The sequence below is a fragment of the Elioraea sp. genome, from assembly GCF_051860475.1.
Taxonomy (GTDB): Bacteria; Pseudomonadota; Alphaproteobacteria; order Acetobacterales; family Acetobacteraceae; genus Elioraea.
On the sequence record NZ_JBHYDW010000060.1, the window covers coordinates 4,512 to 18,521 of the forward strand.

Here is a 14,010-nt window from a genome sequence, read left to right on the forward strand (position 1 = left end):
ATCCGCTTCTCCATCGCGCCGAGCACGAACGCGACCTTCTCGCGCAGCGCCTCGGGGTGGGTCTCGCCATGCCGGACGGTGCGCTCGCGGTACGGCCCGTCACCCTCCGCCGCCTCGCCGCCGCCGGCGATCACGAAGCTCGGCCGCGTCGGTGCGCCGCGCGCGGGCACGGTGTAGGAGAAGGCGAACATCACCGGCTCGGGCGGCACGTCGTAGAGCGGGCAGACATTGGTGCGCGCGACCGGGTTCACGCCGTCCGTGTAGATGCCCCAGCGCTCCAGCGTCTGCACATAGACGCGGTTGAACTCGGTGAACCCCGCATCGGTGAACGGCGCGGGCGAGCGCAGTTCGCAGGCCGCGAAGGCGGTGGTCGGCCGGCCGAGCGCGGCGAGATGGCGCTCGACGAAGGCGTAGGCCGCGGTGAGGGGCAGGGGCGTGTGCAGCCGCACGCGCTCGACCTCGAACCCGTCGATGGCCGCGATGCCGGCGGAGTACTGGAACACCGAGGGGATGTAGCGATAGCCGCCGGGATCAAAACGAACCGCATCCTTCATGAGCACCCCCCCAGATCCTTCGCGATCCTAGGGACCTGCGGGATCGGAGGCAACCGCGGCACCCGCGTGATCCGGCTCACAACCCTGCTGCCGACGGAACGATAGCATCGGCCTGTCAGGCATGTGCGCGACGGCAGAGCCGGACCCTTCGGAGGGCAGGACGATGAGCGATGGCGAGCAGAACGGTGCGACCTGGGGCTCGCGTCTCGTCGGCGGCATCCAGGTGGTCGGCGGCGGGCTCGAGATCGCGCTCGGCGTCGGCGGGATCGTCCTGCCGGAACCCGCCACCACGGTGGGGGGCGTGATCCTGGTCGCGCATGGCGCCGACACCGTGGTCGCCGGCTTCCGGACGCTCTGGTATGGCGAGGTCCAGCACAGCTATACGCAACAGCTCGGCACCGCCACGGCGCGCGGCCTCGGCGCCTCGCCGCAGACCGCGCGCGGCATCGGCACGGCGGTGGACATCGCGGCCGGGGTCGGGCCCGGACTTGCGGTCGGCGTGTCGCGCCGGCTTGCGATCGCCGGCGCCGAGGGGGCGACGGAGCGCGTGGCAGTCGCCTATCTGCATCGCAGCGCCTTGCAGATGGGCCACAATGCGGTCGGCGTCACGGCGGGCGGCAAGACCGCGTGGGTGCACTTCGCCGGCACCTCGCCGGGCCGCGTCGTGCCGCTGTTCGGCGGGCCCGGCAACGGCTACCTCCTCACCGAGCTGGCCGTGACGACGCAGCAGGCCACCCGCGCCTCGACCGCGTTGCAGACCCTGCGGGCGGGCTCCCCGCAGACCTGGGGCTTCTTCGGACCGAACTGCACCACGGTCGCCACCCGCGTGCTGCAGGATGCGGGCGTCGTGGTTCCCGCCTGGTCGCGCACGCCTTATCTGTTGCATTTGGGGGTGAACTACGGCGCGGAGATCACCGTGGTTGCCGGCGCGGCCGCGACCACGTCGCCGGTGTTGCTGGCGCCGCAGGGTGCGCCGCGGCCGGTGATCGTGGCTCCGCGGCGCTAGACGAGGGCGAGATGGGGCTGGTGGTCGGCGAATGGCGGTTCCTGCCTGGATCTGCGCCCGAGGTCGCGGTGATCGCCGAGGCACTGGCGCGTCACACCGGCCTCGAGGTCCGGCAGGAGGGCTTGGCCGATGCTGTCGCGCTCATTGTGCCGACGCTGCGCGAGCGTCTGTTCGACTGGCGCAGTGACGGCGCGGTGGTGACGGTGCACGGTTTCGTCCCGCCGCACCCGTATCTCTGGGAGATGCTCGACGCGGTGATGGCGTCGTTCGGCGGGCAGATCGGCGCGGCCGAGCACCTCTGGCGGCGCGACCCGGCCCACGTGGCCCTGCGGCGGCCCTGGCACGCGCTGACCGCCGCCGAGCGGCTGATCCTGCGCGTGCCGACCATGGGCGCGTGGCGGCCGCTCGACCGTTTCCTCGGCCGCAAGGCCCGCTGACTGCGCAACTACGCCACCTCCCGCACCCCGCGCGCCCGCCAGGTCAGCGCCTCGGCGACATGCAGGCGCTTCACCGCCGCGCTCCCCGCCAGATCGGCGAGGGTGCGCGCCACGCGCAGCGTGCGCGCGAAGCCGCGCGTCGAGAGCCGGAGCCGCACCGCCGCCTGCTCGGCCAGCGCCAGCGCATCGGCCTCTGCCTCCAGCGTCGTGCGCAGCACCTCGCCGTCCGCCTCGGCGTTGCTTGCGGGTCCGTCCGCGCCGTAGCGCGCCCGCTGCCGCGCCCGCGCCTCGGCCACGCGCACGGCGACCGCGGCGGTCGGCTCGCCGGGGCGCACGCGCGTCAACTCGGCCGGCGCGATCGGCTGCACCTCGACGAACAGGTCGATGCGGTCGAGCAAGGGTCCCGACAGCCGCCCCTGATACTCCTCGCCGCAGCGCGGCGCCTTGGTGCACTCGCGCGCGGGGTCGCCGAGATGGCCGCAGCGGCACGGATTCATCGCGGCGACGAGCTGGAATCGTGCCGGATAGGTCACGTGCGCCGAGGCGCGCGCAACCGTGGTGCGCCCGGTCTCCAGGGGCTGGCGCAGCGCCTCCAGCGTCTGGCGCGGGAACTCGGGCAGCTCGTCGAGGAACAGCACGCCGCGATGGGCGAGGCTGATCTCGCCCGGGCGCGCGCGATGGCCCCCACCCGTCAGCGCCGCCTGGCTCGCCGAATGGTGCGGGTCGCGGAACGGCGGGCGTGTGACCAGCCGCCCGTCGCGCAACATCCCGGCGACGGAATGGACCATGCTGACCTCCAGCGCCTCCGCGGGTGTCAGCTCCGGCAGCAGGCCGGGCATGCGCGCGGCCAGCATCGATTTTCCCGCACCCGGTGGGCCGATCAGGATCAGGTTGTGCCCGCCCGCGGCGGCCACTTCGAGCGCGCGCTTCGCGGTCTCCTGGCCCTTCACGTCGAGCAGGTCGAGCCCGGGCGGGGCGGGCGGCAGGGCAGGGCGGTCGGGCGGGGCGATCACCTGCTCGCCGCGGAAATGGTTGATCAGTTGCAGCAGTGACTCGGCCGGCAGCACGCGCGCATCGCCGGCCCAGGCGGCTTCGGCGCCCTGGCTTGCGGGACAGATCAGGCCCAGGCCCCGCGAGGCCGCGCCGATCGCGGCGGGCAGCACGCCGGCCACGGGTGCCAGCCGTCCGTCGAGGCCGAGCTCGCCCAGCGCCGCGTGCTCGGCGATGTCCTCGATCGGCACGATCCCCATGGCGGCGAGCAGCGCGAGCGCGATCGGCAGGTCGAAGTGGCTCCCTTCCTTCTGGAGGTCGGCAGGCGCGAGGTTCACCAGGATGCGCTTGGGCGGCAGGGAGAGCCCGATCGACGTCATCGCCGCGCGCACGCGCTCGCGGCTCTCGCCCACCGCCTTGTCCGGCAGGCCGACGACCGAGAACGCCGGCAGCCCGGGTGCCACCTGCACCTGGATCTCCACCGGAACGGTCTCGATGCCCTGGAAGGCGAAGCTGGCGAGGCGGGCGAGCATGCGCGGGCACCCTAGCCGCGCGCCCCCACCGCCTCAACCGATGCGCGGATCGCCCGGCACGGTGCCCGCCGGCAGTGCCGCGACGTGGTCATGGATCGCGCCCGCGCGGGTGAGCCAGATCCGCTCGCGTTCGCGCACGATGTGCCGGAGTGCGCGGCGCAGATGCCGCAGGCGGTGCGGCTGGCCGACGACGTAGGGATGCAGCGCGATTCCCGTCACCAGCGGCTGGCCCGCCGAGTGCGGCATGGCTGGCACGGAGACTGCCTGCGGCGCTGCGCAGCGGGCTCATGGCGGCCGACGCACCGGCCCTGGCAACACCGGCCCCGCTGCCAGCACGCATGGTCGGCGAACTGGCGCGTCATTCCTCGACGGCTTCGTCGAGCATCGGCCGGTCGCGCTCGGCCTCGAGCCAGAGCGGGTCGAGCAGCGCCGCCAGCCCAAGCTGAGTGTCGAACCCGACCTGGTCGGCCCCCTCACTCTCCGTCCCCGCGCCAAGCACCGCGCAGAGGCGCCGGTCGAGTTCCGCCGCGCCTTCGCGCACGCCCAGAAGCGCCGTCAGGTCGGCGCCCAACGCGCCGTTCGCAGGCAGCAGGTAGCGGTTCGAATCGGACGGGTCCTCGGCGACCCTGGCCGCGACGAACCGCGTCGCCGTCGGCAGCGGCTGCGGCCCGACCGAAGTCGCCCCTGACAGGATGCCGCACAGCACGCTGCCGGGCACGCCCGCCGTGTGCAGGGAAAGGAACAGCGGCGACACCTCGTCCGGCCCGTGCAGCGCGATGTGCAAGGTATTGCCGACGACCAGCGGTTCGCCGGCGAAGGCGACCGCGCGGCCGAGCAGGCGTTCCCGGTACTGCGCCTCGTCGTGCCCGCGCGCGGCACGCCGGATCTCCAGCGCGGCGCGGATCACGTGTCCTCGATAGTAGGGCGACCAGGCCCAGGAATAGCAGGCATAGTGTCCGTACAGGGCGAAGCCAACGGCCGATCGGGCATCGGCGGCGGGCGAATCGGCCAGTTGGCGCAGCGCCGCGCGGTCGGCATCGAACAGGGAAACGAGCTCGGCCTCGAACGCATCCGGTGTGCAGCGCGCCAGCCAGTCGGCACCGCGCTCCGTACCCAGCACCTTCGCCCAATCGGCATAGATCTCCGGATTGCGCGGGAGCGCCCTGCCCTGCATCCATTTGTTGGCGCGTTCCAGGTCGAACTGGGTATTGGGGTTCACCTTGCGGAAGCGCGCGCAGAGATCCTTGCGGGATGCGCAGCCGAGCACCAACGCGGTCATGCGCAGTTTGGCGGCGAGCTCGTGTGCCATCGACAGATCCGTGAATCACCGGCGGCCGGGACAGGAAGGCTGAACTGGAATCTACGGAATTTCCAGACGGTTCCCTGGAATTCCGTAAAAGTTTCTTCCCCAGCACGGCCCCCGGCGCGCGGAATGCTGCGTGACTGATGGGGATTGCCTGGACCAGAGGTTCGCGCGCGCCGGTGCCAGGACGATCGAAGGAGGACCGCATGACCCGCCTGCTCCCGCTGCCGCTGGCAGTCACCGGCCCTGCCCTGGCCGTGGCCGCTGCACGCAGCAACCTGATCATCAACCCCGGTTTCGAGACCGGCGACTTCACCGGCTGGACCCAGTCGGGTGACACGGGGTTCACCTTCGTGAATGCCGCCAGGCCCGCCGTGCACAGCGGCGGATACGGCGCCCTTCTCGGCCCAAGCGGCGTCGGCTTCCTGGAACAGAGTTTTACCACCGCCCCGAACGCGGTGCTCGCGATCGGCTTCTGGCTCAAGAATCTGTCCATCTCGAGGAACTTTTTCAGCGTGATCCTGAACGGCACCGAGCTGTTCAGCCTCAGCAACGCCGCTGCCTTCGACTACACGGAATACAGATTTGTCGTGACCGGTAGCGCGAGTGGCTGCAACACGCTGACCTTCGCGTCGCGGCATGGGATCGCCTATTTCGCCCTCGATGCCGTCTTCGTCACCGCGGCACCTGTGCCGGCGCCCGCCTTGATGGCGCCGCTGGACGCTGGGCTACTCGGCCGCGCCGCGGTGCGCCGCCGCCGCGAGGCTGAAGCGGAGGCCGCCTGACGCTTCGGTCACAGCACGCTCTCGGGCACGGTCCGCCACCCCGTCGCCGAAACGGTCGCTGACCGCGCCGGCTGAACCTATGGCGGCAGCGCGACGACGTGGTCGTGGATCGCGCCTGCCGTGGTGGGCCAGATCCGTTCGCGCTCGCGGACGATGTGGCGGAGCGCGCGGCGCAGCTGCCGCAGCCGGTGTGGCTGGCCGACGATGTAGGGGTGCAGCGCGATGCCCATGACCAGCGGCTGGAGCTGCGATTGCTCCAGCATCTCGTCGAAGGTGTCGATGATGATGTCGGCGAACTGTGCCGCGCCATCCTTGCGCGCGACGACGGACGGGATGTCGTTCGCCTCCTGCGGATAGGGGATTGCGAGCAGCGGGCCCGCGCGCGTTCGCATCCACACCGGCTGGTCGTCCATGCACCAGTTCAGCGTGTAGGCGTAGCCCGCTTCCTTCAGCAGGTCGGGCGTGGCGTGGCTCTCGGCAATCCACGGGCTGAGCCAGCCGCGCGGCTTCCGACCCTCGTGGCGGGTGATCGTCTCCGTCGCCTCCGCGATCAGCGCACGCTCAGCCTCCTCTCCAAGCACTGACTGGCGTTCGGAGTTGGTCCGCCCGTGGCCGACGATCTCGTCGCCGCGCGCGCGGATCGCCGACATCAGCGAGGGCGCGTAGGCGTACATCGCACTGTTCACCAGCATCGAGGCGGGCAGGCGCAGCGCGTCGAGCAGCTCCAGCATGCGCCAGGCGCCGACGCGGTTGCCCCAGTCGCGCCACGCGTAGTTCAGCACGTCGGGCGGCGGGCCGCCGGGGGCGAGTTCGGCGCCGAGACCCTCGCCGAAGGCGAAATGCTCCAGATTGATGCCCAGATAGACGGCAAGCCGCCGCCCCTCGGGCCACGTGTAGTCCGCCCGTTCGGCGATGCCGACATAGTCGTAGCGTCCGTGGCTGCGCAGCATGCCTCGCCCCCGTGCGGTTCCGGGGGCGAGGCTCGCAGGCCGCGTGCCGCGCGGGAAGCCTCAGCCGGCCTTGATCTCGATCCGGCTCGCGGGCTTGGCGGCCTCGGGCGGCTTCGGCACGGTCACCGTCAGCACGCCCTTGGTGAACTCCGCCGTCACGTCCTCGGCCTTGGGCGAGAACGGCAGCTGGAGCGTGCGCACGAACGCGCCGTAGCTGCGCTCCTGCACGTGCCAGCCCTTCTCGTCCTTGGCGGCCTCGCTCTTCTTCTCGCCCTTGATGGTGAGCACGTCGTCATCCACCGAGAGCTCGACATCCTGCTCGGTCATGCCGGGCAGTTCGGCGGTCACCGTCAGTCCCGTCTCGGCCTCCTTCACGTCGATCGCCGGGCGCCAGTCGGTCCGCATTACCGGCATCGGCGACATCGCACCGAAAGCCTGTTCGATCCGCTCCTGCATCCGGCGCATGTCCTCAAGCATGCGGTCGACGCCGCCGGCGTCGAACAGCGATGGCAGCATGGCCATGGCCTGTCCTCCTCATTCTCCTGTTGATCGCTGACGTGGCGGGACGCTGATCCCGTCAAGCGCCACACTACCGACAGAAGATCGAAACGACCTTGACCTGGGTCAAGACGCCGGCGTGTAGCGCCAGACCGAGGCGGGCGGGAAATTGGCCGGCGTCCAGGCGACCCGGCGTCCCGCCAGTCCGAGCCGGCGTGCCGGCAGCGGCGAGGTGATGCAGTAGGTGTAGTGCAGGAAGCCGCGCCCGGGCGCGACCGCCTCGATCGCCTCGACCAGGGCGCGCTGGCGCGTGCGCGGCAGCAGCACCAGGGGGATGCCGCAGACGACGGTGCCGATCCTGCCGGCCGCCTCGGCGCCGAGCAGGGCCGGCAGGCGCCAGGCGTCGCCGCACAGCACGGTCACGCCCGGGTATGTCGCGCGCAGAATTGATGCCATCTCCGGCACGATCTCGATGACCGTCAGCCGCGCCGGCGCCACCCCGCCCTCCAGCATCGCGCGGGTGATCGCGCCGGTGCCGGCGCCGAGCTCCACCACCCCTCCGGACGGGCCGGCGCGCACCGCTGCCGCGACGCGCCGCCCCAGCGCCGGGGAGGACGGCACGATCGAGCCCATCTCCAGGGGATTGGCCAGCCAGCGGCGGAAGAACACCCAGGTTCGCGCGGCCGCCGAGGAGGCGGCAGGGTCGGACCGGGCAGCATCATGGGCACGGGCTTGCGGCATGGCAGGGACTCGGCGGAAGGAGGGACCGGACCAGGCGGGGCCGCGCTGTGAAACACGCGCTTGAAGGCAATTCTATCTCAGTTCGATGACGAGTGCGATTTCCGGTCCATGCGAATTGGCGGGTGCAACCGTGGCGCGATCGTGCCATGGTCCTGACTCATCGTTCCCCACCCGCGATCCATGAGCGCACGTATCCTCGTCGTCGACGACGTGATCCCCAATCTCCGCCTGCTCGAGGCCAAGCTGTCCGCCGAGTACTACGAGGTGCAGACGGCGCAGGACGGGCCGGCGGCGCTCGCGATCGCGCACGAGTGGCTGCCCGACATGATCCTGCTCGACGTGATGATGCCGGGCATGGACGGATTCGAGGTCTGCCGCCGGCTCAAGGCCGACCCGTCGACCGAGCATGTGCCCGTGGTCATGGTGACCGCGCTGGGCGAGACCTCGGAGCGCGTGCGCGGCCTCGAAGTGGGGGCGGACGACTTCCTCACCAAGCCGGTGGACGACGAGACGCTGTTCGCGCGCGTGCGTGCCCTGGTCCGGCTCAAGCGCCTGCTGGACGAATGGCGGCTGCGTTCGGAAACCACGCATCAGCTCGGCGTCCAGCCCGAGAGCCAGGCGCTGCCCTCGGTGCGGGGATGCCGCGCGCTGGTGGTGGACGACACCGACCTCGACGCCGAGCGGATCCAGGCCGCGCTCTCGGCCGAGGGCATCCGCTGCGACCGTGCCGTCACGCCGGCCGAGGCGATCGAACGCCTCGCCGCCGCTCCCTATGACCTGGTGATCCTCGACCTGCAGTTCGGCGCCGAGGATCCGCTCCGGCTGACCTCGCGGCTGCGCGCGGACGGGGCGACGCGCGAGACACCGGTGCTGATGGTGGCCGAGGCCGACCTGCGCCGGCAGCTCCATCGAGGGCTCGATCTTGGCGCGAACGACTACATCCTGCGCCCGATCGACCCCAACGAGCTGCGCGCGCGGGCGCGCAACCAGATCCGGCGCAAGCTCTACCAGGACCGGCTGCGCGCCGATCTCGCCTATTCGATCTCGCTGGCGCTGACCGACCCGCTGACCGGGCTGCACAACCAGCGCTACCTGCGGGGCCATCTGCGCTCGCTGGTCGCCTCCGTGCGCGCGGGCGGCGGCTCGCTCGCGGCGATGATGCTGGACCTCGACCATTTCAAGGCGATCAACGACCTCTACGGCCATGCCGCGGGCGATGCCGCGCTGCGCGGCGTGGCCGGGTGCATCCGCGCCCATGTCAGGCTGTTCGACACCGTCGCGCGCTACGGCGGCGAGGAGTTCGCGGTGGTGATGCCGGGGGCGACGCTGGCCGATGCGGTCGCCGCGGCCGAGCGGCTGCGCCGGGAGGTGGCGACGCTCGCCTACCAGCCCGCCGCGGCCGAGCGCCATCCGCTGACGATCAGCATCGGCGTGGCCGCGCTCGGCGGGAACGCGCGCGGCAGCGACGACGAGCTTGCCGAGTCACTGCTCAAGCGGGCTGACGAGGCGCTCTATGAGGCCAAGCGCCAGGGGCGCAATCGCGTGGTCGCGCTGGAGGCGGACGGGGAGATGGTGCCGGCCGGGTAGGCCGGACGGACGCGCCGCGGCTACTTGATCTTCGCTTCCTTGAAGACGACGTGCTTGCGCGCCACCGGGTCGTACTTCTTGAACTCGAGCTTGCCGGTCGCGGTGCGCGTGTTCTTCTTGGTGACGTAGAAATAGCCCGTGTCGGCCGAGCTCACGAGCTTGATCAGCACGGTGTTGGCCTTCGCCATGATCCTCAACTCCTAGGCCTGGCTGCGCCTCGGCGCTCAGGGCCGCGTGGGCGCCGGCGCCGGCACGCTCGCGCTCTCGTCGGGCCCGCGGAAAAGCCATACCGCGGCGGTGATGTCAAGCGCGCTGCCCTCCGCGGCGGGGCAGGTGTCACGGAGCCGGGCGGCCTCCGCGGGCGGGACCGGGCGGCCCGCGGTCGCGCGCCACGCCGCCTCCGCCTCGCGCGCCGCCCCGGCCGCCAGTGCCACGAGCGCCGCCCGCGCGGCCTCGGCCCCGCGGCTGGTGCACACCGCTGGCAGGACGCCGAGACCCTGCACGGCGTAGCCTCCCGGCGCGATCAGGTTCGACCAGGTGATGTGCAGTTCGCTCTCGTCGGGCAGCGGCACCACGGTCTGGATCAGGCCCTTGCCGGTGGTGACCGAACCGATCACCACGGCGCGGCCGTTGTCCTGCAACGCTGCCGCCAGCACCTCGGCCGAGGAGGCCGAGGCGCCGTCCACCAGCACGGCAAGCCGCAACCCGCCGGCGATGTCGGCGCCATCGGCGCGGTGCACCCGCGAGGCGTCCGGGTGGCGGCCCTCGGCGACGGCGATCACCCCGCCGGTGAGGAACAGGTCGGCCGCGGTGATCGCCTGGCGCAGCAGGCCGCCGCGATTGCCGCGCAGATCGAGCACCAGTCCGGGCGGGGCCGGGTCGCGATGCGCCACCGCGATCACCGCGCGCGCGAGCCGCCGGTCGGTCAGCCGGTTGAAGGCGGACACGCGTACGATCGGGATCGCGCTCTGCCAGCTCAGCGAGACCGTCTCGGGCGCGACCATCGCGCGGGCCAGCACGATGGTCTCGGTCCGCCCACTCTCGCGGCGCACCGTCAGGCTGACCGGTGCGCTCTCCTCGCCCTCCAGCGCCGCCTCGAGCTGCGTCGCCGAGAGCCGCGCGGTCGATCGCCCGTCGATCGCCAGCACCCGCTCCCCCTCCGTGAGCCCGGCTGCCCAGGCCGGCGCATCGTCGATCACCCGCGCGATCACCGCGCCGCCGGGATCGGGGGCGAGCACAAGCCCGAGCCCGGCCTCGCCGAGCCGGCGCGACCGGCCGGTGCGCGCCTCCTCCGGAGGGACGTAGCGTGAGTAGGGATCGAGGGTGGCGAGCGCCTCGTCGAAGAAGGCGCGCGCGAGCGCCGCCGACGACTTCCGCGCCAGCACAGGCGAGGCGGTGGACGCGGCGGTGATCAGCCGCGATGCCGCCTCGGCCCACGACGCCGGGGCATCGGCGGGCGGGGCCTGCACGCGGGCGACCACGCCGTCGCCGGCCCGGAGCTCGATCGTGCGACCGGCGAGCCGCGGCACGATCCGCCGGTCGGCCAGCGAAAGTCCGCGCAGTCCGGCGACCGTCAGGCCCGGAAGGTCGATCGGGTCGACATGGCGCTCGGCCAAGGCCGTCAGGCCGACGCGGAGCACCGTCGCGAGCGGAGCCTGGGAGTCGGCGACCGCCGCCTGCGCCCGGCCGAGCACTGCAAGCACGGCCAGCAGCCCGAGACCGAGGCAACGCAGTCCGCCCATGCCGAATCGTCCCTGAACCGAGCCATGGTAGGATGCGGCACTGCACCACGAAAGCATTCGTTTCGTGGTTGTAGAAAATTGGCGCCGAAATCCGCGCCCATCCAGCCTATTGACTGGGCGCCCTCACCCAATGCACGCGGGGCCGTTCGGTTCCCTTCGGCCAGTCCTTGCAGAGCCGGGGCGTGAACCCGCCGAGGCAGCCCTGCGGTGCGGCGCAGACCGCGTCGATCTCGGCCTGCGTCTCGACCGGCACGAAGGTGACGTATTGCGGATCATCGCCATCGGCCCAATCCACCTCCTCGTGGAACTCGTAGACGTAGCGCTGCCCGCAGTCGCGGCATTGCAGGAGGTGGCGCCACCAATGGCTTTCCTCGACGACGGTGGCGTGCAACGCGAACTGCTGTTTCAGGGGCTTGGCCAGCGTTGCTTCCGGATCGGTCCAGAGCGCGCACTGGGTGGGTGGTTTCAAGGACAGTGGCATGGCGGCTCAGGCGCGGGCGCGCTTCGGCGCCTTCGCCGCCGCACCCCGTCGTCCCCCGCCGCGCCGTCCCGAGAGCGGCTTGCCCTTCTCGGCCAGCAGGCGGACCGCCTCGTCGAGCCCGATCTCCTCCATCATCACGCCCTTGGGCAGGTTGGCCACCGTCGTGCCGTGCTGGACATAGGGGCCGAACCGGCCCTTGCGCACCTTCACCTCGCCGCCCTTGGGATGCTCGCCGACTGCCCGCACCGAGTCGAGCTTCTTGGCCAGCAGCACGACGGCGCGGTTGAGGCCGACCGCGAGCACGTCGTCGTCCTTGTCGAGGCTGGCGTAGACGGGCCCCACCTTCACATAGGGTCCGAACTGGCCAAGACCCGCGTAGATCGGCTCCTGGCGCTCCGGGTGGATGCCGACCAGGCGTGGCAGGGACAGCCAGCCGAGCGCCTGCTCAAGCGTCACGCCGCCCGGGTCGGCGCCCTTGGGCAGCGAGGCGCGCTTGGGCTTGGGCGCGGCCGGCTCCTTCGCCTTGCCCTTGCCGCGCTTCGGCTTGGGCGCGTCCGGGTCGGGCGGCGGCGCTTCGCCGAGCTGCACGTAGAGCCCGTAGGGTCCCTGGCGCAGCGTGACCGGCTCTCCCGTGTCGGGATGGTGGCCGAGCAGCCGTTCCTCGCCCTCACCGTCGGCGCCCGTGAGGTTCCGGGTGTAGCGGCACTCGGGGTAGTTCGAGCAGCCGATGAAGGCGCCGGTGTTGCCGCCGATGCGCAGGCCGAGCCGGCCGTTGCGGCAGCGCGGGCAGAGTCGGGGATCGGCGCCACCGCCTTGATCGGGAAAGAAATGTGGGCCGAGATCGCGGTCCAGCGCCTCGACCACGTCGCTGATGCGGAGCTCCTTGGTCTCCTCCACCGCGGCGACGAAGTCGCGCCAGAAGTCGCGCATCACCGCGCGCCACTCGGCGCGGCCGCCAGAGATGTCGTCGAGCCTCTCCTCGAGCCCCGCGGTGAAGTCGTAGGCGACGTAGTGCTCGAAGAAGCCGGTGAGGAAGGCGGTGACGATCCGGCCGCGATCCTCGGGGATGAAGCGGCGGCTCTCGAGCCGGACATAGGCGCGATCCTGCAGCACCTGGAGGATCGAGGCATAGGTGGAGGGCCGGCCGATCCCCAGTTCCTCCAGCTTCTTCACCAGGCTCGCCTCGGAGTAGCGCGGCGGCGGCTGGGTGAAGTGCTGCTCCGGCCGGGCCTCGGCGAGCGTCGGCCGCTCGCCCTGGGCCATCGCGGGCAGGATGCGGGCGTCCTCGTCCTCGGCCGGTTCGTCGCGGTCCTCGCGGTAGAGCTTGAGGAACCCGTCGAAGACCAGCACGGAACCCGTTGCGCGGAAAGCGATCTTGCGGTCCTCGGATTCGACCTCGACGGTGGTCTGGTCAAGCTCCGCCGAAGCCATCTGGCTGGCCGCCGCGCGCTTCCAGACCAGCTCGTAGAGCCGCCGCTGATCCTCGGAGAGCGCATGCGCGACGTCCTCGGGGCGGAGCGTGAAGTCGGTGGGGCGAATCGCCTCATGGGCTTCCTGGGCGTTCTTCGCGCGCGACGCGTAGCGGCGCGGCTCGGGCGGCAGGTAGTCGGGCCCGTACGACCCGCTGAGGTGCTTGCGGATCGCCGCGATCGCCTCCTCGGCCATTTGCACGCCGTCGGTCCGCATATAGGTGATGAGACCAACGGTCTCGCCGCGGATCTCCACGCCCTCGTACAGCTGCTGGGCCGTGCGCATCGTGCGGGTCGCGCCGAAGCCGAGCTTGCGGGAGGCCTCCTGCTGGATCGTGGAGGTGGTGAAGGGCGGCGGCGGATTGCGCCGGACGCGCTTGCGCTCGACCGACGCGATCTGATAGCGCGCTGACTCTGCGGCTTTCTTGGCCGCCTTGGCGGCCGCCTCGTCGGCGAGGTCGAACTGGCCGAGCTTCTTCCCGTCCAGCACCGTCAGCTTCGCCGCGAACGGCGCGCCGGCAGCGGTCGTGAAGGCGCCCTCGACGGTCCAGTACTCGCGCGCGCGGAACGCCTCGATCTCGGCCTCGCGCTCGCAGATCAGGCGCAGCGCGACGCTCTGCACCCGCCCCGCACTGCGGCTGCCCGGCAGCTTGCGCCACAGCACGGGGCTCAGGGTGAAGCCGAACAGGTAGTCGAGCGCGCGGCGCGCAAGATAGGCGTCGATCAGGTCGCCATCGAGATCGCGCGGATGGGCGATCGCGTTCCTGACCGCCGTCCGCGTGATCTCGTTGAAGACGATGCGCTTGACCGCCACGCCCTTCAGCGCCCGCTTGCCTTCCAGCATCTCCTTGACGTGCCAGGAGATCGCCTCGCCCTCGCGGTCGGGGTCGGTGGCGAGGTAGAGGGTCTTGGCGCCCTTCAGCGCCGCGGCGAT

General features: G+C 71.6%; 15 protein-coding genes. 4 read left to right on the forward strand and 11 right to left on the reverse strand.

The window, feature by feature from the left end:
- On the reverse strand, positions 1–554 hold a 554-nt coding region (gene cnbZ / locus ACTIFU_RS12135; RefSeq protein WP_439578588.1), incomplete at its 3' end, for a 2-amino-5-chloromuconate deaminase CnbZ.
- A 163-nt stretch (positions 555–717) separates the two neighbouring features.
- Between cnbZ and ACTIFU_RS12140 the strand changes: the two genes are divergently transcribed.
- Together ACTIFU_RS12140 and ACTIFU_RS12145 are read left to right on the forward strand one after the other, a co-directional pair.
- On the forward strand, positions 718–1,560 hold the full coding sequence (locus ACTIFU_RS12140; protein WP_439578569.1) for a hypothetical protein: 843 nt from the start codon (positions 718–720) through the stop codon (positions 1,558–1,560).
- Positions 1,561–1,571: 11 nt separating this feature from the next.
- Positions 1,572–1,997, forward strand: coding sequence for a hypothetical protein (locus ACTIFU_RS12145; RefSeq protein WP_439578570.1), 426 nt, complete (start codon positions 1,572–1,574; stop codon positions 1,995–1,997).
- Positions 1,998–2,005: 8 nt separating this feature from the next.
- Here ACTIFU_RS12145 and ACTIFU_RS12150 read toward each other — a convergent pair whose 3' ends face one another.
- The 3 genes from ACTIFU_RS12150 to ACTIFU_RS12160 all read right to left on the reverse strand — a co-directional run bounded on the left by ACTIFU_RS12150 (position 2,006) and on the right by ACTIFU_RS12160 (position 4,829).
- Positions 2,006–3,520, reverse strand: coding sequence for a YifB family Mg chelatase-like AAA ATPase (locus ACTIFU_RS12150; protein WP_439578571.1), 1,515 nt, complete (start codon positions 3,518–3,520; stop codon positions 2,006–2,008).
- A gap of 33 nt (positions 3,521–3,553) precedes the next feature.
- Positions 3,554–3,766: a hypothetical protein gene (locus tag ACTIFU_RS12155; RefSeq protein WP_439578572.1), complete on the reverse strand. Its 213-nt coding sequence runs from the start codon at positions 3,764–3,766 to the stop codon at positions 3,554–3,556.
- A 112-nt stretch (positions 3,767–3,878) separates the two neighbouring features.
- Complete coding sequence (locus tag ACTIFU_RS12160; protein ID WP_439578573.1) at positions 3,879–4,829, reverse strand: hypothetical protein; 951 nt, start codon at positions 4,827–4,829, stop codon at positions 3,879–3,881.
- Between the two features lie 200 nt (positions 4,830–5,029).
- On the opposite strand from ACTIFU_RS12160, the gene ACTIFU_RS12165 reads away from it, so the two are divergent.
- A complete protein-coding gene (locus ACTIFU_RS12165) occupies positions 5,030–5,608 on the forward strand; it encodes a hypothetical protein (RefSeq protein WP_439578574.1) in 579 nt (192 codons plus the stop codon).
- Between the two features lie 77 nt (positions 5,609–5,685).
- On the opposite strand, the gene ACTIFU_RS12170 is transcribed toward ACTIFU_RS12165, so the two are convergent.
- The 3 genes from ACTIFU_RS12170 to ACTIFU_RS12180 form a co-directional block, all read right to left on the reverse strand.
- Positions 5,686–6,558, reverse strand: a complete 873-nt coding sequence (locus tag ACTIFU_RS12170; protein WP_439578575.1) for a polysaccharide deacetylase family protein — start codon at positions 6,556–6,558, stop codon at positions 5,686–5,688.
- 60 nt (positions 6,559–6,618) lie between these two features.
- A complete protein-coding gene (locus ACTIFU_RS12175) occupies positions 6,619–7,080 on the reverse strand; it encodes an Hsp20/alpha crystallin family protein (RefSeq protein WP_439578576.1) in 462 nt (153 codons plus the stop codon).
- A gap of 102 nt (positions 7,081–7,182) precedes the next feature.
- Entirely contained in the window at positions 7,183–7,797 is a 615-nt protein-coding gene (locus ACTIFU_RS12180; RefSeq protein WP_439578577.1) for a class I SAM-dependent methyltransferase, read from the reverse strand.
- 180 nt (positions 7,798–7,977) lie between these two features.
- On the opposite strand from ACTIFU_RS12180, the gene ACTIFU_RS12185 reads away from it, so the two are divergent.
- Positions 7,978–9,384, forward strand: coding sequence for a PleD family two-component system response regulator (locus ACTIFU_RS12185; protein WP_439578578.1), 1,407 nt, complete (start codon positions 7,978–7,980; stop codon positions 9,382–9,384).
- A 20-nt stretch (positions 9,385–9,404) separates the two neighbouring features.
- Here ACTIFU_RS12185 and rpmG read toward each other — a convergent pair whose 3' ends face one another.
- From rpmG to topA, 4 genes are all read right to left on the reverse strand, one after another.
- Positions 9,405–9,572: a 50S ribosomal protein L33 gene (gene rpmG / locus ACTIFU_RS12190; RefSeq protein ID WP_439578579.1), complete on the reverse strand. Its 168-nt coding sequence runs from the start codon at positions 9,570–9,572 to the stop codon at positions 9,405–9,407.
- A 36-nt stretch (positions 9,573–9,608) separates the two neighbouring features.
- The gene (locus ACTIFU_RS12195; RefSeq protein WP_439578580.1) at positions 9,609–11,126 is read right to left on the reverse strand and encodes a S41 family peptidase; all 1,518 of its coding nucleotides are present in this window, start codon (positions 11,124–11,126) and stop codon (positions 9,609–9,611) included.
- Between the two features lie 106 nt (positions 11,127–11,232).
- A complete protein-coding gene (locus tag ACTIFU_RS12200) occupies positions 11,233–11,607 on the reverse strand; it encodes a hypothetical protein (protein WP_439578581.1) in 375 nt (124 codons plus the stop codon).
- A gap of 6 nt (positions 11,608–11,613) precedes the next feature.
- The coding region (gene topA, locus ACTIFU_RS12205; RefSeq protein WP_439578582.1) for a type I DNA topoisomerase at positions 11,614–14,010 on the reverse strand (2,397 nt) is incomplete at its 5' end.

What these genes read in the sequence shown, in the direction of transcription:
- ACTIFU_RS12175 (WP_439578576.1), bottom strand. Translation starts at nt 7,080, where the DNA reads ATGGCCATGCTGCCATCGCTGTTCGACGCCGGCGGCGTCGACCGCATG.
- ACTIFU_RS12155 (WP_439578572.1), bottom strand. Translation starts at nt 3,766, where the DNA reads ATGCCGCACTCGGCGGGCCAGCCGCTGGTGACGGGAATCGCGCTGCAT.
- ACTIFU_RS12200 (WP_439578581.1), bottom strand. Translation starts at nt 11,607, where the DNA reads ATGCCACTGTCCTTGAAACCACCCACCCAGTGCGCGCTCTGGACCGAT.
- ACTIFU_RS12160 (WP_439578573.1), bottom strand. Translation starts at nt 4,829, where the DNA reads ATGGCACACGAGCTCGCCGCCAAACTGCGCATGACCGCGTTGGTGCTC.
- ACTIFU_RS12145 (WP_439578570.1), top strand. Translation starts at nt 1,572, where the DNA reads ATGGGGCTGGTGGTCGGCGAATGGCGGTTCCTGCCTGGATCTGCGCCC.
- ACTIFU_RS12185 (WP_439578578.1), top strand. Translation starts at nt 7,978, where the DNA reads ATGAGCGCACGTATCCTCGTCGTCGACGACGTGATCCCCAATCTCCGC.
- ACTIFU_RS12170 (WP_439578575.1), bottom strand. Translation starts at nt 6,558, where the DNA reads ATGCTGCGCAGCCACGGACGCTACGACTATGTCGGCATCGCCGAACGG.
- ACTIFU_RS12195 (WP_439578580.1), bottom strand. Translation starts at nt 11,126, where the DNA reads ATGGGCGGACTGCGTTGCCTCGGTCTCGGGCTGCTGGCCGTGCTTGCA.
- rpmG (WP_439578579.1), bottom strand. Translation starts at nt 9,572, where the DNA reads ATGGCGAAGGCCAACACCGTGCTGATCAAGCTCGTGAGCTCGGCCGAC.
- ACTIFU_RS12150 (WP_439578571.1), bottom strand. Translation starts at nt 3,520, where the DNA reads ATGCTCGCCCGCCTCGCCAGCTTCGCCTTCCAGGGCATCGAGACCGTT.
- ACTIFU_RS12165 (WP_439578574.1), top strand. Translation starts at nt 5,030, where the DNA reads ATGACCCGCCTGCTCCCGCTGCCGCTGGCAGTCACCGGCCCTGCCCTG.
- ACTIFU_RS12140 (WP_439578569.1), top strand. Translation starts at nt 718, where the DNA reads ATGAGCGATGGCGAGCAGAACGGTGCGACCTGGGGCTCGCGTCTCGTC.
- ACTIFU_RS12180 (WP_439578577.1), bottom strand. Translation starts at nt 7,797, where the DNA reads ATGCCGCAAGCCCGTGCCCATGATGCTGCCCGGTCCGACCCTGCCGCC.